Genomic DNA, 21,032 nt, shown 5'->3' with positions numbered 1-21,032 from the left:
TTTAGTCTTCCGGGGCTTCTAACTCAGAGAATCCACCGTGGCCTTCCCACCCAGCTAATCGCTGATACACGGTTTCAACCGCCTCTTTGATTGGCTGTGTCATCGGGTAGTAAAAGCCGACGATATCCGGCTGAATACCGAGGAAAATCACCTCTCCAACATCGTCTTTCAGCTGATCGACCAGGTAGTTCAGCGGCATGTTGTGCGTGGTCATCATGAACATCTCGGCAATATCATCAGGATCGATGATACGGATCTCGCCAGGATTTAACCCCATATCGGTGGCATCCACAATCAACAGACGCTCAGGACGCAGTTCACGGATCGCGACGATATCGTTCTCCGGCGCGCTGCCGCCATCAATGACCACCCAACTACCCTGAGGATTTGCAGCACACATTTCCGCCAACAGCGGCCCCGCGCCGTCATCGCCCATCATGCTGTTACCCACACATAATAAAACGTCAGTCACGGTGTCTCCTCACCATCAGATAGATAGCGCTTTCCTGGTGAATGTCATGAAGCATACTCAGCATCAGCTTGCTCCATTCCTGTTGCTGCGGCGTCTGCACGGCACGTGCGTCGTCAAACGCGCGCGCCAGCATTTGCACATGGTTAAAATCGATGACGATTTCCCCGTACTTTGGCACACCTTCCATTTTACGTCGGGCTTCGCTGCCTTCGGCAAGTGTAGCAATCCACGCCAGATACTCATCCCATGGGCAGGTTAACGCCGCCTCCAGGCAATCGATGACCCCCAGGTGGTGACCAATCGCCAGGCTGTAATAGACAACCTGCTGCGCCTCGGCGGGCGTTGCATCGTTCTCATCAATAAACTTACGGCTCAGTTGACTGAACACCACCGTTTCACTCATCGGATACGCGCCTCTTCGACTACATGGTTAAGATGGGTAACGATCTCAGTCAGACGCGGATCGTTTTCCGCCTCCAGCCAGCGTGCCACCTGCTGCTCACCCTGCCCTAACTGCAGCATATAGTCATCGGCAATCTGGCGACCATAGCGATAACCCGCCAGACGACGCGCTTCGCGATCCACCTTCACGCGCAGCGGTTGAACCATATCCGGATGCAGAATTTCCGCAGGTTGTGCGTCCAGTTCACCCGGTGCACGTGCATGAATTTTCTGTTCCAACAGGCCAAGCGCCATCGCAAAACCGTACAGCGTTGCCGCAGGCGTCGGAGGACAGCCAGGAATATACACATCCACCGGTACAATTTTGTCGGTACCGCCCCATACGCAGTATAGGTCGTGGAAAATACCACCGCTGTTACCGCAGGCACCGTAGGAGATACAAATCTTCGGGTCTGGCGCAGACTGCCAGGCGCGCAGTGCCGGAGAGCGCATGGCACGGGTTACCGCGCCAGTGAACAGCAAAATATCCGCATGACGCGGTGATGGAACGACTTTGATACCGAAACGTTCGGCATCAAACAGCGGAGAAAGCGTGGCGAAAATTTCGATTTCACAGCCGTTGCAGCCGCCGCAGTCCACACGGTAAACGTACGCTGAACGCTTGATGCTTTTAAGCAGCGACGCTTTCATGCTGGCAATGGATTCATCCACCGTCATCGGTACCGGAATACCGTTGGCATCACGTGGGCCTAATAAATTGCTCATCAGCTGGCCTCTTTCATATGGCGAGTCAGTTCAATACGGTCAGACGGCACCAGACATTTCTGGCGCTTACAGTCCGGGCAGGTCTCAAAGCTGTCACGGTGATTTTCCGCACGGGTGTCACCGTTGTGCTTCAGCAGCGCAATGGCGTAATCAATCTCTTTTTGCACCGCAAATGGACGGTTACATACGCGGCAATTGCACAGCGCAAAGCGAGACTGCTGCAGAAAATCTTCTTTCTTCCACACCGCCAGCTCATACTCCTGCGACAGCTTGATTGCCGCCGTCGGGCAAACTTCTTCACAGCGGCCACAGAAAATGCAGCGACCGAGGTTGAACTGCCACGCCAGCTCATTGGTGACAAGATCGGTTTCTACCGTCAGCGCGTTAGACGGGCACGCATTGATACAGGCCGCACAGCCAATGCACTGCTGCGGATTGTGTTCCGGCTTACCACGGAAGTTTTTATCGACCGCAATCGGCTCCAGCGGATACGACGACGTCGGCGCCCCGGTTTTGATGACTTTTTTGATAAAGGTAAACATGGCGATTCCTTATTTCAGCGGCGAGTTTTTACGCTCGATGCTGTAGCGCTCAAGTTCTTTGTACGGCACGACTTTGCTCTTCTTCTTACGCACATCGACCACGGTCATACGGTCAGTACAGGAATAGCAAGGATCGAGGCTACCGATAATCAGCGGAGCATCGGAAACGGTGTTACCACGCAGCATGTAACGCAGCGTCGGCCAGTTAGCATAGGTGGCCGCACGGCAGCGCCAGCGGTACAGTTTCTGGTTGTCGCCAGTCATACTCCAGTGGATATCATCCCCACGCGGCGCTTCGGCAAAGCCCAGCGCAAAACGGTGTGGAATATAGGTAAAGCCTTCGACCGCCAGCGGGCCGCCCGGCAGGTTATCCAGACCAAAGTCGATCATGTTCAGTGCGGTATAGACTTCGTTGATACGGACTTTCAGACGAGAAATGACATCACAACCTTGCTCGCTGTGGACTTCCATCGGCAGTAAACCGTAACCGACGAACGGGTGGTCTGCGCGGGTATCACGTGCGTGGCCGCTGGCGCGAACCATCGGGCCGACGTTACTGAAGTCACGGGCAATTTCCGGGTCCAGGCGACCAATGCCAACGGTACGCTGTTCCATGTTCGGCGTGCTGAGCAGCATGTCGACCAGTTCCTGCACGTCACGACGCATTTGCTGCGCCAGTTGACGGGTCTGGATCATGTCTTCTTTCAGCAGGTCACGACGGATCCCGCCGATCAGGTTCAGACCGTACGTTTTACGCGCCCCGGTGAGAATTTCCGCCATCTTCATGGACGTTTCACGCACACGGAAGAATTGCATGAAGCCGGAATCGAAACCGGTAAAGTGACAGGCCAGACCGAGGTTCAGCAGGTGCGAGTGCAGACGTTCAACTTCCAGCAGAATGGCGCGGATCATCTGTGCGCGTTCCGGCACCACGATACCCATCGCATTCTCAACGGAGGTGGTGTACGCAGTGCTGTGGGCAAAACCACAAATACCGCACACGCGATCCGACAGGAACGTCACTTCGTTATAACCCATACGGGTTTCCGCCAGTTTCTCCATGCCGCGGTGGACATAGAACAGGCGGTAGTCGGCATCGATGATGTTTTCGCCATCAACAAACAGACGGAAGTGCCCCGGTTCATCGGAGGTCACATGCAGTGGGCCAATCGGCACCACGTTATTTTTCTTGTCGCCCAGTTCGTTGATGAACTCGTAGGTTTCGGCATCGGTAGTCGGTGCCGGGCGCTGACGATAATCCATGCTGTCTTTACGCAGCGGGTAGAGTTCGTCCGGCCAGTCATCCGGCAGGACCAGACGACGTTCATCCGGCAGCCCCACCGGGATCAAACCGTACATATCACGCACTTCACGCTCGCCCCAGACGGCTGCGGGTACACGTGGCGTAACAGACGGGAATTCCAGCTTATTGGCATCGACTTCAACGCGGACGGTTATCCAGCACTTGGTACCCTGCTCCATCGACATCACGTAGTAAACGGCGTAATGACCGCATAACTGGCGTTCGTCGTTACCAAACAGTACGGACAACCAACCGCCCTGTTTGTAGTACAGGAACTCCACCACTTCCGGCAGATAGTTCACTTTGACGGTAATTGTCAGCTGATCTTTGGTCTGCCAGGCTTCATCCAACACCACACCCGGAAAGGCCTGGTGCAGTGCGGCGAGATAGTGTTGACCTAATTTTTCTTCAGACATGCTCAAACTCTCTTAAATCACGCCACCAGCAAGGAGACGAACGCTAAAAACGCAAACCCAAAACCGGCCCAGGTCACGCGTGAAGTGGCGCAAAAACGCAGACGCGCCATGCTGTTTTCGAACAGGGCGATGACCAGCACGCCGAGGACCAACTTGACGATGGCAATCACCAGCGCCAGCAGCAACCCACCCGCGGTGAAGGTTTCCATCTGTCCCCACGGCAGGAATACGCCGACGAACATTTGCAGAACCACCAACTGTTTGAGGCTAATGCCCCATTTCAGCACCGCAAAACCGCTGCCGCTGTATTCGGTCAGTGGACCTTCCTGCAGTTCCTGTTCTGCTTCCGCCAGGTCGAACGGCAGTTTGCCCATTTCGATAAAGGTGGCGAAGGCACAGGCGCACAGCGCCAGAATCAGCGGGATACTGCGCGCCGCAGGCCAGTGGTAAATGGTATCGGCGATATTGCTGATATGAGTTGAACCCGCAACCTGCGCCGCGACCCACAGCCCCAGCAGCAGGATAGGTTCAACCAGCACGCCGAGCATCGCTTCGCGGCTGGCGCCAATGGCGGTGAACGGGCTACCGGTATCCAGACCGGCGATAGAAAAGAAGAAACGGGCAATCGCAAACAGGTAGATTAAGGTTATCAAATCACCCAATTGCGGCAGCGGCGAACCCACGGTCACCACCGGCAACGCGGTAGCGATAGTCAGCATCACGCCCACCATCACAAACGGCGTCAGGCGGAAAACCCAACTGGAATCCGCAGGCGCAATGCTCTGGCGACCCAGCAGTTTGATAATGTCGCGGTATTCCTGCAACACGCCCGGACCGCGACGGTTGTGCAAACGCGCACGCGCCACGCGGGTAATACCGGACAGCAGCGGCGCCACGGCAAACAGCACCAGCGCCTGAATTAACGGATATAAAACACTCATTCTCAGGCTCCTCGTGAAACCACAATCACCACCAGCACCGCCAGTTCAATCAGCGCCAGGCGACGGAACAGAACCGGTGCAGCTGCGTTCTGCCAGCCCGGAACCAGTGATACCGGGTTCAGCCATTTACGCAGTTTGAGTACCGGAGCAAAGGCTTCTTTAACCGGCATGGCAAAGCCGTGCGCGGTGATCACCATTGACTGCTCGTGATCGTAACCACACACCCAGGCCGCACCGCGTGAACGCGACGGCAGGCGGTTGCCTTTGAAAATCGCCATGATGATGAACGGCAGCAGCGGACACGCGATCAGCAGCAGCGTGATCATTGGCTGAGAAACGGCGGTGTTCGCGGTTTCCAACGGCAGCGGAACGGCAGAGGAAATCACCGGCAGCAGCCACGGCGCAGCCACGCCGCCAATCACGCAGCAGATAGCCAACGCGACGACGCTCACGCCCATCAGGATGGGCGCGCAGCAGGCATTTTCAGCTTCCTTCGTGCGCGGTGCGCCAAGGAACGTCACACCGTAGACTTTCGCCATACACATCACCGCCAGTGCGCCGGTAATTGCCAGGCCGACAGCCAACAATGGTCCTAACAGACGACCGACAAACGCACCGCTGTTACCCAGCTTGAAGAAGGATTGATAGATAACCCACTCACCGGCAAAACCGTTCAGCGGCGGCAGCGCGGCCATCGCCATCAGGCCAACCAGCATCGCCAGAGAAATCACCGGCATGCGTTTACCGATCCCGCCCAGTTTTTCGATATCACGATGACCGGTACGGAACCAGATGCTGCCTGCACCCAGGAACAGGACACTTTTGAACAAACTGTGGTTAACCAGATGATACAGACCGCCGGTCAAACCCAGCGCAATCAGCACCGGTTGATTCAGCGAAATACCGGTCACGCCAGCGCCCAGCCCCAGCAGAATAATGCCGATGTTTTCCAGCGTGTGGTACGCCAGCAGGCGCTGGATATTGTGTTCCATCAGCGCATACAGACCGCCAACAAACGCGGTGATCATGCCCAGCACCAGCAGCGTAACGCCCCACCACAGCGGCGCGTTACCGCCCAGCAGCGACAGGGAGAGAATACCCAGCAGACCCACCTTCATGACCACGGTAGAGAACAGCGCCGCAGCCGGTGCGCTGGCATTGGCGTGTGCCTGTGGCACCCAACCGTGCAGCGGAATGATCCCGGCCAGCAGGCCAAAACCCGCCACGCCCAACAGCCAGATGTCAGACCCGAGCGGCAGCTCCTGGGTGCGCAGGTCAAGCAGACGCAGCTCCAGGGTGCCGTAGCGTTGCCATACCAGGTAGCAGGCAATAGCCAACAGCAGCGTACCGATACGCCCCAGCGCAAACCACAGTTTGCCTTCTTTACTGCATCCGGTGAGGAACACGGCACATAGCGCCATGATTTCCGCCATCACCACCAACGTACCGAGGTTGCTGGCGACCACCGCACATACCGCCGCGGCCATCAGCAGATTCACCAACAGGCCGTTAGCTTTCACCTGCGGATGACGATGCCAGTCAATGTTGTACAGGCTGACAAACAGGCCGCACAGGCCCAGCGTAATCAGCCAGATAGCATTCAGCGGAGTAATTTGCAGACTGTGACCAATAAACGGCATCACGCCGCTCACCGCCAGCGCATTAGTCAGAACGGTAAAACCGGCGGCTGCGGTACACAGGCTGCCGACCGCACCGCCAACCCCAGCAATCCAGCCGCTCAGCGATTTATGAAATGAAAACAGAAATGCCAAAACCGCAGCCGCCGTAAACCAGGCTACGCCGCTGTTAATCAGTGAAATTGCGCTCATTTTGCATCCCCACTCTGAGCCTGCTGAAACAAGGAGAGATCGCCGAAATCGGTATTGAAAGTCAGCTCACGCTTACGTTTGCTGGCGCGGGCGATATCCATGTTGCTCACCAGGTGCAGGGCTTTGGTCGGGCACATGCGCACGCAGGCCGGACCAAGCTCGTCAAAACTACACAGATCGCATTTCACCGCGATAGCGCGAACGCCCGGAACCCAGTCCAGCAGTGTGCTCACACGCGCAGGAGCCGGCGGAGCCGGAGGCGCTTTTGGCGTATTGGCGTTCGCCGGGATGTGCAGTGGACGGCTGCCGGAAAACTCAATCGCGCCGAACGGACAGGCGATCCCGCACAATTTGCAGCTGACGCACAGGCTTTCATTCAGCTGTACGGCGCCATCGACACGGTTAATCGCATTAACCGGACAAACTGTGGCACAAGGCGCATCTTCACACTGGTGGCAAAGCTGCGGTGCAGATTCTTTTTCATTTAACATCACTTTCAGGCGCGGCATTGACTGCAGGCCATGCTGGCGATGTGTCTCTGAGCAGGCGGCCTCACAGGTGTGGCAGCCAATGCAAAGAGTGGAGTCAGCAATTACAAAACGATTCACCAGGCATTCCTCAGGTGATAGTCATTTTTGACGAAAACATGTCTGTGAAATGTCATTTCGACATTTTTCGACATGCCCATTCCCTAAACCGTCGTGATGCAGAGCAAACCGCATCATGACTCAAGTGGGCAACACCCGAGGCTTAAGCCGGGTTATGTCCTTCAACCAGCTGGCTTAAATTCACCGGCATATTGTTTTCAACCGCGGTGTACAGGCTGTCGTAGACGCTGGCGATTTTTTCGAGATAGTGCTCCAGCACCTGCTCGCGATCGCGGTTGCTGATGCGCTCATCGACTTTACCGTCGAGGGTCAACTCTGCCTGTGCAATCAGTTGCTTATCATCACCGTCTTTCGTTTCAACGTAGTACTCGATGGTGTGGCTGTTAAAGCCGTCCGCCAGCGTGACGTAGATAGTGAAGTGTTCAAAAAGGACAAAGCACAAATCCTTGTCCGGCGCGCAGCTCATCGCATGATGCAAACGCGCTTTTGACAGGGTGATCCCCTGAACCAGCGAGTTGCAGTAGATACGCCACTGGTCCTGTAGGCGACGATGCCGTTCAGCGATGTAATCGGCTTTTTCGCTTATTTCCCAAATAGTCATGTCAGGTTACCCGTTTAGCAGAGATGAACAGCCTTAAGCACATTTCATGCCAAAATTAATTTTGTTTATTTTCATATTGTTATGAATTTATGGTGCGGTGACGACATGTCATTTCGTCATCGTCGACATTGTCACGAACGTGAAAATTCAACCTGGCATGTTTATTGCTTTTAAAACGGCAACATCTTAGGAGGCGATATGCACGAAATAACCCTCTGCCAACGGGCACTGGAATTGATTGAACAACAGGCCACCCAACACGGCGCAAAGCGGGTAACTGGGGTTTGGCTCAAAATTGGCGCATTTTCTTGCGTAGAAACCAGCGCTCTCGCCTTTTGTTTTGATCTGGTATGCCGTGGCACCCTTGCAGAAGGTTGTAAACTCCACCTCGAAGAACAAGAAGCCGAATGTTGGTGCGAATCTTGTCAGCAATACGTTACGTTGCTGACGCAGCGCGTACGTCGGTGTCCGCAATGCAATAGCGATATGCTGAGAATTGTGGCCGACGATGGCTTACAGATTCGAAGAATTGAAATAGGCGACGCCGAAGACTAATTCCGGTGACACCTGCCAGGCCGGATAAGGCAAAGCCGCCATCCGGCAACAGATATACCGCAAGATATAGATCAGGAGTGAGCGATGTGTACGACATGTGGTTGCGCTGAAGGCAACCTATATATAGAGGGTGATGAACATAACCCCCACTCGGCGTTCCGCAGCGCGCCATTTGCCCCGGCGGCTCGCCCGGCACTGAATATTACCGGTGTGAAAACCTCCAGTTTCGCACCGAGCCAGACCGCTGAAGGCGATCTGCACTACGGTCACGGAGAAGCAGGCACTCACGCGCCAGGTATGAGCCAGCGCCGCATGCTGGAAGTCGAAATAGACGTGCTGGACAAAAACAATCGTCTGGCCGAGCGCAACCGCGCCCGATTTGCTGCCCGTCAGCATCTGGTACTGAACCTTGTCTCAAGCCCAGGCTCCGGTAAAACGACGCTACTGACCGAAACGCTGATGAAGCTGAAAGATAGCGTGCCATGTGCCGTCATTGAAGGCGACCAGCAGACGGTTAACGATGCCGCCCGTATTCGCGCTACCGGCACCCCCGCAATCCAGGTCAACACCGGTAAAGGTTGCCACCTTGATGCGCAAATGATTGCCGATGCCGCGCCGCGCCTGCCGCTTGATGACAACGGCATTCTGTTCATTGAGAACGTTGGTAACCTGGTCTGCCCGGCCAGCTTTGACCTCGGCGAGCGTCATAAAGTCGCCGTGCTCTCTGTTACCGAAGGCGAAGATAAGCCGCTGAAATACCCGCATATGTTTGCTGCTGCATCACTGATGCTGCTCAACAAAGTGGATCTGCTGCCTTACCTTAATTTTGATGTTGAGAAGTGCATCGCCAGCGCCCGGGAAGTGAACCCGGACATTGAAATCATCCTGATTTCCGCCACCAGCGGTGAAGGGATGGATCAATGGCTGGCATGGCTGGAGAATCAGCGATGTGCATAGGTGTTCCGGGTCAAATCCGCACCATCGATGGCAACCAGGCTAAGGTCGATGTTTGCGGTATTCAGCGCGACGTCGATCTGACGCTGGTCGGGAGCTGTGATGAAAAGGGTGAGCCACGTCTGGGCCAGTGGGTACTGGTTCACGTCGGTTTCGCCATGAGCATCATTAATGAAGCAGAAGCGCGCGACACGCTCGACGCGCTGCAAAACATGTTTGACGTTGAGCCGGATGTCGGCGCGTTGCTGTATGGCGAGGAAAAATAAATGCGTTTTGTTGACGAATATCGCGCACCAGAACAGGTGATGCAGTTGATAGAGCACCTGTGCGAGCGTGCCGCTCACCTCTCCTACACCGCTGAACGCCCGCTGCGCATTATGGAAGTTTGTGGTGGTCATACCCACGCTATCTTTAAATTCGGCCTCGATCAGCTCCTGCCCGCAAACGTGGAGTTTATTCACGGTCCAGGCTGCCCGGTGTGCGTCCTGCCGATGGGCAGAATTGACAGCTGTGTCGAAATCGCCAGCCACCCGGAAGTGATTTTCTGCACCTTTGGCGACGCGATGCGTGTCCCAGGAAAACAGGGCTCACTGCTACAGGCCAAAGCACGCGGCGCGGATGTCCGTATCGTCTATTCCCCGATGGATGCGCTGAAGCTGGCCGAGGAAAACCCAACGCGCAAAGTGGTGTTCTTTGGCCTGGGTTTTGAAACCACCATGCCGACAACCGCCATCACCCTGCAACAGGCAAAGCAGCGTGACGTGCAGAACTTTTACTTTTTCTGCCAGCACATCACGCTTATCCCTACGCTGCGCAGCCTGCTGGAACAGCCGGACAACGGTATCGACGCCTTTTTAGCGCCGGGCCACGTCAGCATGGTAATTGGCACCGACGCCTATAACTTCATTGCTTCAGATTTCCATCGCCCGCTGGTGGTCGCCGGCTTCGAGCCGCTTGATCTGCTGCAAGGCGTGGTGATGCTGATCGAGCAGAAAATAGCGGCCCAAAGCCAGGTTGAAAACCAGTACCGCCGCGTGGTACCGGATGCCGGTAACGCCTTAGCCCAGCAGGCTATCGCCGACGTGTTCAGTGTCAACGGTGACAGCGAATGGCGGGGTCTGGGCGTGATCGAATCTTCCGGCGTTCACCTGACGCCTGATTATCAGCGTTTTGACGCCGAAGCACATTTCCAGCCAGCGCCGCAGCAGGTCTATGACGATCCGCGCGCACGTTGCGGAGAGGTGCTGACTGGCCGATGCAAACCGCATCAGTGCCCATTATTTGGTAAAACCTGTAACCCGGAGACCGCATTTGGTGCCCTGATGGTCTCCTCCGAAGGCGCATGTGCCGCCTGGTATCAGTATCGTCAGCAGGAGTGTGAAGCATGAACAGCGTACAACTCGCCCACGGTAGCGGCGGTCAGGCTATGCAGCAGTTGATCAACAGTCTGTTTATGGAAGCTTTTGCTAACCCGTGGCTGGCAGAACAGGAAGATCAGGCGCGCCTGGAACTGGCGCAGCTGGTCGCAGAAGGCGATCGTCTGGCGTTTTCAACGGACAGCTACGTTATCGACCCACTGTTCTTCCCCGGCGGCAACATTGGCAAGCTGGCAATCTGCGGTACGGCTAACGATGTCGCGGTCAGCGGCGCGATACCGCGCTACCTCTCCTGCGGTTTTATCCTCGAAGAGGGTCTGCCAATGGACACGCTGAAAACCGTCGTGAACAGCATGGCAGCAACCGCCCGTGAAGCGGGGATTGCTATCGTAACCGGCGATACCAAAGTTGTGCAGCGCGGTGCCGCGGACAAACTGTTCATCAACACCGCCGGTATGGGCGCGATCCCCGCCAATATTCACTGGGGTGCGCAAACCCTGAGCGTGGGTGATGTGCTGCTGGTGAGTGGTACGCTTGGCGATCACGGTGCGACTATCCTCAACCTGCGCGAACAGCTGGGGCTTGATGGCGAACTGGTCAGCGACTGTGCGGTGTTAACGCCGCTTATCCAGACGCTACGCGATATTCCTGGCGTGAAAGCGCTGCGTGATGCCACCCGTGGCGGCGTGAATGCGGTAACACATGAGTTTGCGGCCTCTTGCGGATTTGGCATTGAGTTGTCTGAAGCGGCACTGCCGGTGAAACCTGCCGTGCGTGGCGTTTGCGAACTGCTGGGTCTGGACGCGCTCAACTTTGCCAACGAAGGCAAGCTGGTGATTGCCGTTGAACGTCAGGCTGCTGAAGCCGTGCTCGCCGCACTCCACGCCCATCCTTTAGGACGCGATGCTGCGCTAATCGGTGAAGTGGTTGAACGTAAAGGCGTACGCCTTGCCGGACTGTACGGCGTGAAACGGACCCTCGATTTACCACACGCCGAACCATTACCTCGTATATGCTAGCAGCCGGTTGGCAATCTGTTCCTGGCCGGATAAACCGCGTTTGGGTCGTTATCCGGCATTAACACCGTATTACTGCCTGATGGCGCTTTGCTTATCAGGCCTACGGTTTGAATACCCGACCCATCCGGCAATAATTTACGACTTATACCTATAATTCATTTACCGTTTTCGCACCGTTCTGCGGTGTTTTCCCTGGAAAAGCAATATGTCGTATACACCGATGAGTGACCTCGGACAGCAAGGCCTGTTCGATATTACTCGTACATTATTACAGCAGCCCGATCTTCAGTCTCTTAGTGAGGCGCTTTCGCAGCTGGTCAAGCGTTCAGCGCTGGCCGACTGCGCGGCTATTGTGTTATGGCAGGCACAGACGCAGCGTGCGCGTTATTTTGCGACGCGTGAAAATGGTAAACCCATCGACTATGAAGACGAAACGGTACTGGCACACGGTCCGGTTCGTCGTATTCTGTCTCGCCCCGATGCGCTGCACTGTAACTATCATGAGTTTTCGGAAACCTGGCCACAGCTGGCCTCTGGCGGGTTGTATTCTGAATTTGGTCACTACTGTTTGCTGCCGCTGGCGGCGGACGGACGCATCTTTGGCGGCTGCGAATTTATCCGCAACGAGGATCGCCCGTGGAGTGAAAAAGAGTACAACCGGCTACAGACCTTCACCCAGATAGTCGGCGTCGTTGCGGAACAAATTCAGAGCAGGGTCAGCAACAACGTCGATTACGATTTGCTGTGTCGCGAACGTGACAACTTTCGTATCCTGGTCGCCATCACCAATGCAGTACTCTCCCGACTGGATATTGACGAACTGGTCAGCGAAGTCGCCAAAGAGATCCACCACTATTTCGACATTGATGCCATCAGCATCGTATTACGCAGCGATCGCAAAAATAAGCTGAGCATCTACTCCACCCACTATCTGGATGAGAATCATCCGGCTCACGAACAAAGTGAAGTGGACGAAGCGGGCACGCTTTCCGAGCGAGTATTCCGCAGCAAAGAGATGCTGCTGATTAACCTGAGCGAACGCGATACCCTGGCGCCTTATGAACGCATGCTGTTCGAAACCTGGGGTAACCAGTTACAAACGCTGTGCCTGCTGCCGCTGATGTCCGGCAATACGATGCTTGGCGTGCTCAAACTGGCGCAGTGTGAAGAAAAAGTTTTCACCACCGCCAACCTGAAACTGTTGCGCCAGATTGCCGAACGCGTAGCCATTGCGGTAGATAACGCGCTTGCCTATCAGGAGATACATCGCCTGAAAGAACGTCTGGTCGATGAAAACCTGGCGCTGACCGAGCAACTGAACAATGTGGACAGTGAGTTCGGCGAAATCATCGGTCGCAGCGAAGCCATGTACAGCGTACTCAAACAGGTCGAAATGGTGGCGCAAAGCGACAGCACCGTCTTAATTCTGGGTGAGACAGGTACGGGTAAAGAGCTGATCGCCAGAGCGATTCATAATCTGAGTGGACGTAATGCCCGCCGGATGGTGAAGATGAACTGCGCAGCAATGCCTGCCGGATTACTGGAAAGCGACCTGTTTGGTCACGAGCGCGGCGCGTTTACCGGGGCCAGCACACAGCGAATTGGCCGTTTCGAACTGGCGGATAAAAGCTCACTGTTCCTCGACGAAGTCGGTGACATGCCGCTGGAACTCCAGCCGAAGTTACTGCGTGTACTTCAGGAGCAGGAATTTGAACGCCTGGGCAGCAACAAGCTGATCCAAACCGACGTTCGGTTGATCGCCGCCACCAACCGCGATCTGAAAAAGATGGTTGCCGATCGGGAATTCCGTAACGATCTGTATTACCGGCTGAACGTTTTCCCGATCCATTTACCTCCGCTGCGCGAGCGCCCGGAAGATATCCCACTGCTGGTGAAAGCCTTCACCTTTAAAATCGCTCGCCGGATGGGGCGCAATATCGACAGTATTCCTGCCGAAGCGCTTCGTACCTTGAGCAGCATGGAGTGGCCGGGTAACGTCCGCGAGCTGGAAAACGTGGTGGAACGCGCCGTTCTGCTGACCCGAGGCAACGTGCTGCAATTATCCCTACCGGATATCACCACGCAGACGCCCCCGCCTCCGGTCGCAACTGAAGTCGCACAAGATGGCGAAGATGAATACCAGCTGATTATGCGGGTACTGAAAGAGACCAATGGCGTTGTCGCCGGCCCTAAAGGTGCTGCGCAGCGGCTGGGGCTAAAACGAACCACGTTGTTGTCGCGTATGAAGCGATTAGGTATTGATAAGGATGCGCTGGTTTAGCCATTGTGGCTATACTGGGTGATAACTCAACGAAAGGAGGCAGTATGGCGGTATCAGCACGTAATCAATTAACCGGTACAGTCAGTGCAGTTGCCACTGGCGCAGTGAATGATGAAGTTGAACTGACGCTGGCTGGCGGCGCAAAACTGGTCGCGATTGTGACCCATAGCAGTCAGCAGGCACTGGGTCTGGCGAAAGGAAAAGAAGCCATTGCGCTGATCAAAGCGCCGTGGGTGACGCTGGCGACTGAAGACTGCGGTCTGAAGTTCTCTGCCCGCAACCAGTTTGCCGGTAGCGTTTCACAGGTCACCGAAGGCGCCGTTAACGCCACCGTACACATCAAAACTGATGCCGGTTTTGACATTGTCGCGGTCGTGACGAACGAAAGTCAGCAAGAGATGAAACTGAGCCAGGGAAGCCGGGTCATCGCGCTGATCAAAGCCTCGGCCATTCTTATTGCCACCAAAGCGTAACCGCCATCTGGTACCGGATAGTTAATGCCCGATGGCGCTACGCTTATCGGGCCTACGCGACGATGCACTTGCTCTTGTAGGCCGGATAAGGCATCGCCGCCATCCGGCACAAAATAACCAGATTACTTCTTGCGCTGATATTTCTCAGGTAATTCCGGGACAGGACGCTTGTCATCAATCAGATGGCGAACGGTCAGAATCGGGTGACGCCAGAGCATTCTCGGCCCGGCCCAACGCATAATTTGCTTCATCTCTTCCCGTTTGGCTGGCTGATAGCAGTGTACCGGGCACTGTTTGCAGGCCGGTTTTTCCTCGCCAAACACGCACTTATCCAGGCGTTTTTGCGCATAAGCAAACAACGCATCGTAATGCCCCTGCTCATCTGAAGCTTCCGGACACTGGCTTTCGTACAGCGAGATCATCTTTTGGATCGTCATTTTTTCACGAGCAATACGTTTGCCGGACATGAGGCCTCCACAATTAAGTTGCATAAATAATACACCTTAATCGTGAAGGCAACCAAGACCCGAGTACCGCTTACTCGTCACAACGGCTAAATTGCCCTGCGTTTATAAGGACGGTAGTGCGGTAACCAAAAGTTATCTTTTATGCTTTGCAACAGCGCGTCGTCGCTCATATTACCTGCTACACCCGACTGCTGTGCCGCCTTACCGACCTCAAAGGCAATGCTACGGGTCACCTCGCAGATTGTCCCAATCTCCGGCAACAGAGCGCCTTCCCCGTTACGCACCAACGGGGAAGCATCAGCCAGCGCACGACTTGCCGCCATCAGCATAGCCTCTGTTACGCGTGTCGCGCCGCTGGCAATAGCCCCCAGACCGATGGCCGGGAAAACATACACATTATTGCACTGCGCCACCGGAATGGAGCGTCCATTAAATTCAATCACACCGCAGGGACTGCCGGTCGCGATGATGGCCTGTCCCTCGGTCCAGCGAATGATATCTTCTGGTCGCGCTTCCATTCTCGAAGTGGGATTCGACAACGGCATAACGATCGGACGGTCGCAGTATTGGTACATCGTGCTAATGACCTCCTGCGAGAACAATCCAGCCTGACCTGACACACCCAGCATAACCGCCGGTTTAGCATTGTGGATCACCTCCAGTAACGACGGTGTCTGCCCCTCATACTGCCAGTCAGATACAGCCTCGGGAGGCTGCGCCAGCGGTTGCTGGAAATCAGCTAAGGTATTATTGGTGGTCATCACCAGACCGTCGCGATCCACCATAAAAATGGTCCGTCTGGCTTCGGTCTGGCTCATTCCTTCACTGATACGGCAGGCAATAATATGCCGGGCGATCCCACATCCTGCAGCACCCGCCCCGACAATTACGATTGATTGCTGACGGAAGTCACGACCGCTGCCTCGGCAGGCAGCAACCAGAGTCGCCAGAGCCACCGACGCCGTGCCCTGAATATCATCATTAAAACAGCACAGCTCATCGCGATAACGGTCCAGCAGCGGCACGGCGGTATGCTGGGCAAAATCTTCAAATTGCAGCAGAACGTTAGGCCAGCGCCGTTTTACGGCAGCAATAAACATTCCAATAAATGCGAAATAGTCTTCACCAGTTATGCGCGGATGACGCCAGCCGATATAGCGCGGATCGTCCAGCAGCCGCGTATTGTTCGTACCGACATCCAGCAAAATAGGTAGCGTATTCGCCGGATTTACCCCGCCACAGACGGTATAGAGCGATAGTTTCCCGATAGGAATCCCCATACCGCCAACGCCCTGGTCACCTAGCCCCAGAATGCGCTCACCATCGGTGACGACGATGACCTTGATATCGTGCCGCGGAATATCATGCAAAATATCGTCAATACGATCGCGATCGGGCCAGGAGATAAAGACACCGCGAGCACGACGATATATCCACGAGAATTTTTCGCAGGCGGCTCCGACTACCGGGGTATAAACGATGGGTAGCATCTCTGGCAGATGCTTTTTCAGCAGGTAATAAAATAACGTTTCGTTGGTATCCTGAATATTACGCAGATAAATATGTCGAGCGTTATGGGATTCTGCCTCAAGATATTGTTGATACGCCCGTTCGGCTTGTTCATCAATATTCTCAATGGCGCAAGGCAGTAGCCCACTCAGGTTAAAGTCATGCCTTTCTTGCTGCGTGAAGCTGCTTCCCTTGTTTAATAACGGCGACTCAAGCAGTAACTTCCCCGTAAACGGGACGTATAAAACATCGTTTGTCACGTTGCCATCCATAAATTACAACCAGATAAAAAAATAAGAGCCTGCATTTGCAGGCTCTCGGGATTCAAATCAGGGCATAGTTGGCAACCAGCATCGCCGCGATACCGGCCAACGCTGGAAGCAGCGTTCTTCTGACGATCATAAACGGTGAACATTCTCCTGCTTTACTCACCGCAATAATGATTCCAGCCACTGGGGACATTGAGCGCCCCATTCCCGCCATTAACTGCATAGGCAGGATCATATTGACGGCGCTCTCACCAAATTTTGCCGCAATGGAGGGTGCCAGGCCGGAGAAGGAGAAAAAGGCGGCAACGCCAGAGCCTGTCAGGACGGCGGTTACGCCCACCAGCGCGGTCATCACCAGGGTCATGCTGGTAAAGCCCAGTCCTGCGTTTTGCACTGACTGTAACAGGTAGTCCACCGCGCCAATTTTCTGCAGCCCCTGGGCATAGATATCCGCACACACCAGCAAGGAAACGATGCTGGTAAACATGCTGCCCATCCCTTTGAAAAAGACCTGTATCCCTTTGCAGCAGCTTTTGAAATCTCGGGTAGCCACCAGTTCAAAGAAAAATGCAACGACAGCGCCAAGGATCATCGCCGTGACCACGTCTATTTTGATGGACTTGATAACCAAAGGGCTAAAGACCAGCACCAGTACGACAGGCAGGACGGGTAACAGCGCGTAAATAGCGGGTACCTTTCGGCCTTCTTCTTCCGCTTGCGCCACGCTTTGCGCCCCCAGTACGAAGCCATCTTTTTTGTCGAAATACTTCGCGGTAAAGTAAATCACCACCGCCACGGCCAGCATCACCACCACCGCCACCGGCATCTGGTAATGCGCAAAGTAGATCGCGCTTTCCATGCCAGCATGTTTAGCCGCCAGATTCGCCGTACCTACCGCGGGCCCTAGATCCATAAACGCGCACAGACCAATCATCGCAGCCGCAGAGGCTTTACTGACCCCCAGACGAACCAGAACCGGAAAGAATGTCACCAGCAGCAACATCGCCAGTCCCGCCGCACTTGAAATTGCCACATGCAGAAGCTGTGCACAGATATACCCCAGCGCGAGGATCAGATAAGGCGCTTTAATTACCTGCAGCGGACGAATGCACATATTGACCATCGCATTCGACGCTTTAATGTGATCCATATAGCTGGCAAATCCACCCGCAGCCATGATGATAAGACCAATACCTGCAATTTGTGTGGTAAGCGATTCTTTTGCAAAGCTAAAGATATCCAGCCAGGTTGACCCCGTAGATTTTGCTTTATCATAGAGAATGCTGTTTTCAGGGTAAAAAAGTACAGTAATGGTCAATAATGCCAGTCCAGCGAGTAATAAAACAGTTTGCGGCTGATAATTTTTCACAATTAACCATGCTGCAATAACTGTTATCACTATTGCTATAATAAACGCCGTCATAATAACAATTCCTATGCCATACAAATTTGGTAGGGTTACCCGTCATCTCATCATAGCTTATGTAGGATTGTAAAAAACCACACCCATATATAAGCAGCAATAACATGTCTGTAACTTTATCGTATTACACACTCAAATATTGAGATTTAATTGTAATGGGTTGTGTGGTTGTAAAATACGGGAAAGGTGTTTTCCCACCCCTTTTTGTGAGTAAGATCGCAACTCATCTGAATATGGTCGCACCGTCCAAAGAAGGCTGGATACGGGTTTCCAACATATTCATTCTATGATTGACGTCGAAAGCGTATTACCCTATAACAACGTTGATATACAACAGCCATCGGGTGTTATCCATGTACAAAAAAAACACATTAAGTCTGGATGAGTATAACTCACTTACTCTTAATATGGGTGATCTGACTGAATCTGAGTGTCGACTTAATGAGTATATTAATAAACACTTCAATGAACTTCCCTATCATGGCATTGTTGATCTCTCGCAAAATGCGATGGTCAGCAAAGCAACCATTGGCCGATTTTTAAATAAAATTGGGTTTACGGGTTATGCTGCTTTCCGCAAAGCATTAGACATTACGCTGTCTAAGAATAAAATATCTGCACCTTTTGAGAAAAATATCAAACTACGTAACAATCCCAGCATCACAACCGAAAGTATCGTTACTGATTTCACCAACAAAGTATCAGAATTATTTAATCAATTTAAAAATAACATCGATATTGAAAGTCTTAATGCGTTTATCGATCTGGTACTGAATAATCAACGTCATATTTATGTCGTCGGCCCTTCATCATCTCATGCAATGGCGACGCATTTTTGTACACTGTTAAAGTACTTTCGCAGTGACATCACTCTGTTACCTACGGACATCAGCGAACTCCCCAAATGTCTCATCAATATTGAGGAAGAGGATGTCCTGATTGTGTTCTCCTACTATCGATTTAATCGGGTTGCCCTCAATATTGCGAAGTGGTTCAGAAAAAAGAATGCCGTCGTGGTACTGGTTACCAATTCAGAAGCGAACCCTTACGGTAAATTCTGCGATCTGCAGTTTGTTCTTCCCAGCGACGTACAGTCCATTTTTCAAAGCCGTATACTCGGCTTCTTTTTTATCGAACTCATATTGCATTTGGCTTATGAGAAAGGAGATAACGAGGGGAATTTTGCCCAACTGGAGGAATTATTTGTCTTTTTCGAAACGTTTTCTGCATCAGCACACAACACTTAGCACCGCCAGCCGCCAGGAGAGTTATCCCTCCCGGCAGCAAGACGAATCAGGCAATCTCTACCGTTTTCACGCGATCGAACTCAGCTAAAGTTTCAGCGATTAGCGCGTCGTTAGCCCCGATATATGACAGCGGCTCGCAGGCGGCGGTAATTTCCTCTACAGACAATGATGCGCGGATTTCCGGGCTAGCCTGCACGATCTCCATGAAGCTGTGCTCTCCAGTTGCATGCTTTAGCAGGTTTTTCACTAAGTTATAGGCGGACTCTCTGCCGATTTTAGCGGCAAGTTTCATCGTCAGTGATTCCGACATAATAAAGTGCTTCGAGCAATCGAAATTAGCACGCATCTTCTCTTCATTAATAATGAGATGCGAAAGCAGATTCTTTGCGCGTGTCAGGCTGGTCGATAAAGCATTAGAGGCCTCCGGGAGGATTGTCCAGTTTAATACCCTCATTGAGGCGGCGCGTACATCCTGTTGATCCAGCATGGCCGGAGCGCCAGATGCATACATCCATCCCATCCTTGCCAATGTTTGCATCATGTTACTGGCGCGTGGATTAACTTTGTGCGGCATCGTGCTCGACCCTCCACCACCTTCTCCCTCAAGCACTTCAGCAATCGGCGTGCGTCCCATTGTTTCGACATCGTTGGCCAGACGACATAGCGTGCCGTGAACAAGGGCAAAAAACTGCACAACTTCAACAACCGCATCCTGGCTGGCATTATTAATGCCGCAGGGTACGTTCAGACCCAGTGCCAACATCAGTCGTTCACGCGTTTCCATTCCCTGCTCGCCTACGGAGGCCAAATTACCTACCGCGCCGCCAAAGAGCCCGGTTACAGCTCGCGGGTACAGCTGCTGAAGTCTTATCAGATGGCGGTTAATCTCTGCCAGATAACTGCAAACATGCAGCCCCCACGTTGTCGCAGAAGCATCCACTGAATTGGTGCGCGCAACCATCACCGTTCGGGTATGACGTATTGCCATCGCTTTCATCACTTCGCCAACATCGAGCAATTGCTCGCGCAGCAGCTGCAACGTTTGTTGCAGTCTCATCGCCATGCCAGAGTCCAGCAGATCCTGGGTAGTACATCCCCAGTGCAGAAACTGACTTACTAACGGTGTACCGCAAGCAGAGATCTGATCGATCAGCGGTTTTATCGCCATACCAACCGTCTGTGTTTCCTGTGCAAGGGCTGGCCAATCTATCCGTATTTCCCTGCACGTTTTTTCAATTTCGACGGCGGCTTGCTCAGGGATAATCCCTAGCTCACCTTGCACGCGAGCGACGGTTGCCTCAAATCGCAACCAACACCGCAGCAGATTATCGTCAGACCATATTTCCCGCATCCGACCTTGGGTGAACAATGAAGAATAAAGATCAGAATCAAATACCGTTGTTTGCTTACCGAACATACAGCGCCTCTCCGGCCAATGAATGCGTCATAATCGAAAATGTGATTAATCAATTTTGCAGGATCTGTTTTCCAGATTATAGGGGAAAATAGTATTCCCACCAAAAAAACGGCCATGAGAATACAATATTCCCATTTTCAGTTTTTCCACCAAGTAGAAATGC

At 53.5% G+C, this 21,032-nt stretch carries 21 protein-coding genes; 8 read left to right on the top strand and 13 right to left on the bottom strand.

Annotated features, from left to right (window positions below; genetic code table 11):
* Position 1: 1 nt before the first annotated feature.
* From hycI to hycA, 9 genes are all read right to left on the bottom strand, one after another.
* Positions 2–472 (bottom strand): hydrogenase maturation peptidase HycI, encoded by a 471-nt coding sequence (gene hycI, locus HV261_RS07865; RefSeq protein ID WP_202037931.1) that lies wholly within the window; start codon positions 470–472, stop codon positions 2–4.
* Positions 465–875 carry a formate hydrogenlyase maturation HycH family protein gene (gene hycH / locus HV261_RS07860; RefSeq protein ID WP_069324564.1) on the bottom strand — a complete coding sequence of 137 codons (411 nt, stop codon included), beginning with the start codon at positions 873–875 and terminating at the stop codon, positions 465–467. The genes hycI and hycH overlap by 8 nt, the downstream gene beginning before the upstream one ends.
* Positions 872–1,639, bottom strand: coding sequence for a formate hydrogenlyase subunit HycG (hycG, locus tag HV261_RS07855; protein WP_202037930.1), 768 nt, complete (start codon positions 1,637–1,639; stop codon positions 872–874). Before hycG ends, hycH begins: the two co-directional genes overlap by 4 nt.
* Positions 1,639–2,181, bottom strand: a complete 543-nt coding sequence (locus HV261_RS07850; RefSeq protein WP_202037929.1) for a formate hydrogenlyase complex iron-sulfur subunit — start codon at positions 2,179–2,181, stop codon at positions 1,639–1,641. Before HV261_RS07850 ends, hycG begins: the two co-directional genes overlap by 1 nt.
* A gap of 9 nt (positions 2,182–2,190) precedes the next feature.
* The gene (gene hycE, locus HV261_RS07845; protein WP_202037928.1) at positions 2,191–3,900 is read right to left on the bottom strand and encodes a formate hydrogenlyase subunit HycE; all 1,710 of its coding nucleotides are present in this window, start codon (positions 3,898–3,900) and stop codon (positions 2,191–2,193) included.
* 17 nt (positions 3,901–3,917) lie between these two features.
* A complete protein-coding gene (locus tag HV261_RS07840; RefSeq protein ID WP_202037927.1) occupies positions 3,918–4,841 on the bottom strand; it encodes a respiratory chain complex I subunit 1 family protein in 924 nt (307 codons plus the stop codon).
* Between the two features lie 2 nt (positions 4,842–4,843).
* A complete protein-coding gene (gene hycC / locus HV261_RS07835; protein ID WP_202037926.1) occupies positions 4,844–6,670 on the bottom strand; it encodes a formate hydrogenlyase subunit 3 in 1,827 nt (608 codons plus the stop codon).
* On the bottom strand, positions 6,667–7,278 hold the full coding sequence (gene hycB / locus HV261_RS07830) for a formate hydrogenlyase subunit HycB (protein WP_202037925.1): 612 nt from the start codon (positions 7,276–7,278) through the stop codon (positions 6,667–6,669). Before hycB ends, hycC begins: the two co-directional genes overlap by 4 nt.
* A 142-nt stretch (positions 7,279–7,420) precedes the next feature.
* Positions 7,421–7,879, bottom strand: a complete 459-nt coding sequence (gene hycA, locus HV261_RS07825) for a formate hydrogenlyase regulator HycA (RefSeq protein ID WP_048213032.1) — start codon at positions 7,877–7,879, stop codon at positions 7,421–7,423.
* A gap of 198 nt (positions 7,880–8,077) precedes the next feature.
* On the opposite strand from hycA, the gene hypA reads away from it, so the two are divergent.
* The 7 genes from hypA to HV261_RS07790 all read left to right on the top strand — a co-directional run bounded on the left by hypA (position 8,078) and on the right by HV261_RS07790 (position 14,537).
* The gene (gene hypA / locus HV261_RS07820) at positions 8,078–8,434 is read left to right on the top strand and encodes a hydrogenase maturation nickel metallochaperone HypA (RefSeq protein ID WP_101741655.1); all 357 of its coding nucleotides are present in this window, start codon (positions 8,078–8,080) and stop codon (positions 8,432–8,434) included.
* A gap of 84 nt (positions 8,435–8,518) precedes the next feature.
* A complete protein-coding gene (hypB, locus tag HV261_RS07815; protein WP_202037924.1) occupies positions 8,519–9,391 on the top strand; it encodes a hydrogenase nickel incorporation protein HypB in 873 nt (290 codons plus the stop codon).
* Positions 9,382–9,654, top strand: coding sequence for a hydrogenase 3 maturation protein HypC (hypC, locus tag HV261_RS07810; protein WP_061068460.1), 273 nt, complete (start codon positions 9,382–9,384; stop codon positions 9,652–9,654). The genes hypB and hypC overlap by 10 nt, the downstream gene beginning before the upstream one ends.
* Positions 9,655–10,776, top strand: coding sequence for a hydrogenase formation protein HypD (gene hypD, locus HV261_RS07805; protein ID WP_137382771.1), 1,122 nt, complete (start codon positions 9,655–9,657; stop codon positions 10,774–10,776).
* The gene (gene hypE / locus HV261_RS07800) at positions 10,773–11,783 is read left to right on the top strand and encodes a hydrogenase maturation carbamoyl dehydratase HypE (RefSeq protein ID WP_061068461.1); all 1,011 of its coding nucleotides are present in this window, start codon (positions 10,773–10,775) and stop codon (positions 11,781–11,783) included. Before hypD ends, hypE begins: the two co-directional genes overlap by 4 nt.
* 205 nt (positions 11,784–11,988) lie before the next feature.
* Positions 11,989–14,064, top strand: a complete 2,076-nt coding sequence (gene flhA / locus HV261_RS07795) for a formate hydrogenlyase transcriptional activator FlhA (protein WP_137382770.1) — start codon at positions 11,989–11,991, stop codon at positions 14,062–14,064.
* Positions 14,065–14,108: 44 nt separating this feature from the next.
* Entirely contained in the window at positions 14,109–14,537 is a 429-nt protein-coding gene (locus HV261_RS07790; RefSeq protein WP_003037421.1) for a TOBE domain-containing protein, read from the top strand.
* Between the two features lie 122 nt (positions 14,538–14,659).
* Here the strand turns inward: HV261_RS07790 and HV261_RS07785 are convergent, their stop codons facing one another.
* The 3 genes from HV261_RS07785 to dcuC all read right to left on the bottom strand — a co-directional run bounded on the left by HV261_RS07785 (position 14,660) and on the right by dcuC (position 18,205).
* On the bottom strand, positions 14,660–15,004 hold the full coding sequence (locus tag HV261_RS07785) for a nitrous oxide-stimulated promoter family protein (RefSeq protein WP_048213037.1): 345 nt from the start codon (positions 15,002–15,004) through the stop codon (positions 14,660–14,662).
* 86 nt (positions 15,005–15,090) lie between these two features.
* Complete coding sequence (locus HV261_RS07780; protein ID WP_202037923.1) at positions 15,091–16,785, bottom strand: NAD-dependent malic enzyme; 1,695 nt, start codon at positions 16,783–16,785, stop codon at positions 15,091–15,093.
* A gap of 52 nt (positions 16,786–16,837) precedes the next feature.
* Positions 16,838–18,205: a C4-dicarboxylate transporter DcuC gene (dcuC, locus tag HV261_RS07775; RefSeq protein ID WP_202037922.1), complete on the bottom strand. Its 1,368-nt coding sequence runs from the start codon at positions 18,203–18,205 to the stop codon at positions 16,838–16,840.
* Between the two features lie 353 nt (positions 18,206–18,558).
* Here dcuC and HV261_RS07770 point away from each other — a divergent pair, with 353 nt between their 5' ends.
* The gene (locus HV261_RS07770; RefSeq protein ID WP_202037921.1) at positions 18,559–19,452 is read left to right on the top strand and encodes a MurR/RpiR family transcriptional regulator; all 894 of its coding nucleotides are present in this window, start codon (positions 18,559–18,561) and stop codon (positions 19,450–19,452) included.
* Positions 19,453–19,498: 46 nt separating this feature from the next.
* Here the strand turns inward: HV261_RS07770 and HV261_RS07765 are convergent, their stop codons facing one another.
* Positions 19,499–20,869, bottom strand: coding sequence for a class-II fumarase/aspartase family protein (locus tag HV261_RS07765; RefSeq protein ID WP_202037920.1), 1,371 nt, complete (start codon positions 20,867–20,869; stop codon positions 19,499–19,501).
* Between the last annotated feature and the right edge of the window lie 163 nt (positions 20,870–21,032).

Origin of the sequence: Citrobacter sp. RHBSTW-00671, from assembly GCF_014103415.1 — a bacterium.
Lineage (GTDB): Bacteria > Pseudomonadota > Gammaproteobacteria > Enterobacterales > Enterobacteriaceae > Citrobacter.
This window is presented reverse-complemented; position numbering and strand designations above follow the sequence as displayed.

Excerpts from the sequence above, each read along its gene's own strand:
- hycH (WP_069324564.1), bottom strand. The coding sequence starts at position 875 with ATGAGTGAAACGGTGGTGTTCAGTCAACTGAGCCGTAAGTTTATTGAT.
- hycG (WP_202037930.1), bottom strand. The coding sequence starts at position 1,639 with ATGAGCAATTTATTAGGCCCACGTGATGCCAACGGTATTCCGGTACCG.
- HV261_RS07850 (WP_202037929.1), bottom strand. The coding sequence starts at position 2,181 with ATGTTTACCTTTATCAAAAAAGTCATCAAAACCGGGGCGCCGACGTCG.
- hycE (WP_202037928.1), bottom strand. The coding sequence starts at position 3,900 with ATGTCTGAAGAAAAATTAGGTCAACACTATCTCGCCGCACTGCACCAG.
- HV261_RS07840 (WP_202037927.1), bottom strand. The coding sequence starts at position 4,841 with ATGAGTGTTTTATATCCGTTAATTCAGGCGCTGGTGCTGTTTGCCGTG.
- hycC (WP_202037926.1), bottom strand. The coding sequence starts at position 6,670 with ATGAGCGCAATTTCACTGATTAACAGCGGCGTAGCCTGGTTTACGGCG.
- hycA (WP_048213032.1), bottom strand. The coding sequence starts at position 7,879 with ATGACTATTTGGGAAATAAGCGAAAAAGCCGATTACATCGCTGAACGG.
- hypA (WP_101741655.1), top strand. The coding sequence starts at position 8,078 with ATGCACGAAATAACCCTCTGCCAACGGGCACTGGAATTGATTGAACAA.
- hypB (WP_202037924.1), top strand. The coding sequence starts at position 8,519 with ATGTGTACGACATGTGGTTGCGCTGAAGGCAACCTATATATAGAGGGT.
- hypC (WP_061068460.1), top strand. The coding sequence starts at position 9,382 with ATGTGCATAGGTGTTCCGGGTCAAATCCGCACCATCGATGGCAACCAG.
- hypD (WP_137382771.1), top strand. The coding sequence starts at position 9,655 with ATGCGTTTTGTTGACGAATATCGCGCACCAGAACAGGTGATGCAGTTG.
- hypE (WP_061068461.1), top strand. The coding sequence starts at position 10,773 with ATGAACAGCGTACAACTCGCCCACGGTAGCGGCGGTCAGGCTATGCAG.
- flhA (WP_137382770.1), top strand. The coding sequence starts at position 11,989 with ATGTCGTATACACCGATGAGTGACCTCGGACAGCAAGGCCTGTTCGAT.
- HV261_RS07790 (WP_003037421.1), top strand. The coding sequence starts at position 14,109 with ATGGCGGTATCAGCACGTAATCAATTAACCGGTACAGTCAGTGCAGTT.
- HV261_RS07785 (WP_048213037.1), bottom strand. The coding sequence starts at position 15,004 with ATGTCCGGCAAACGTATTGCTCGTGAAAAAATGACGATCCAAAAGATG.
- HV261_RS07780 (WP_202037923.1), bottom strand. The coding sequence starts at position 16,785 with ATGGATGGCAACGTGACAAACGATGTTTTATACGTCCCGTTTACGGGG.
- dcuC (WP_202037922.1), bottom strand. The coding sequence starts at position 18,205 with ATGACGGCGTTTATTATAGCAATAGTGATAACAGTTATTGCAGCATGG.
- HV261_RS07770 (WP_202037921.1), top strand. The coding sequence starts at position 18,559 with ATGTACAAAAAAAACACATTAAGTCTGGATGAGTATAACTCACTTACT.
- HV261_RS07765 (WP_202037920.1), bottom strand. The coding sequence starts at position 20,869 with ATGTTCGGTAAGCAAACAACGGTATTTGATTCTGATCTTTATTCTTCA.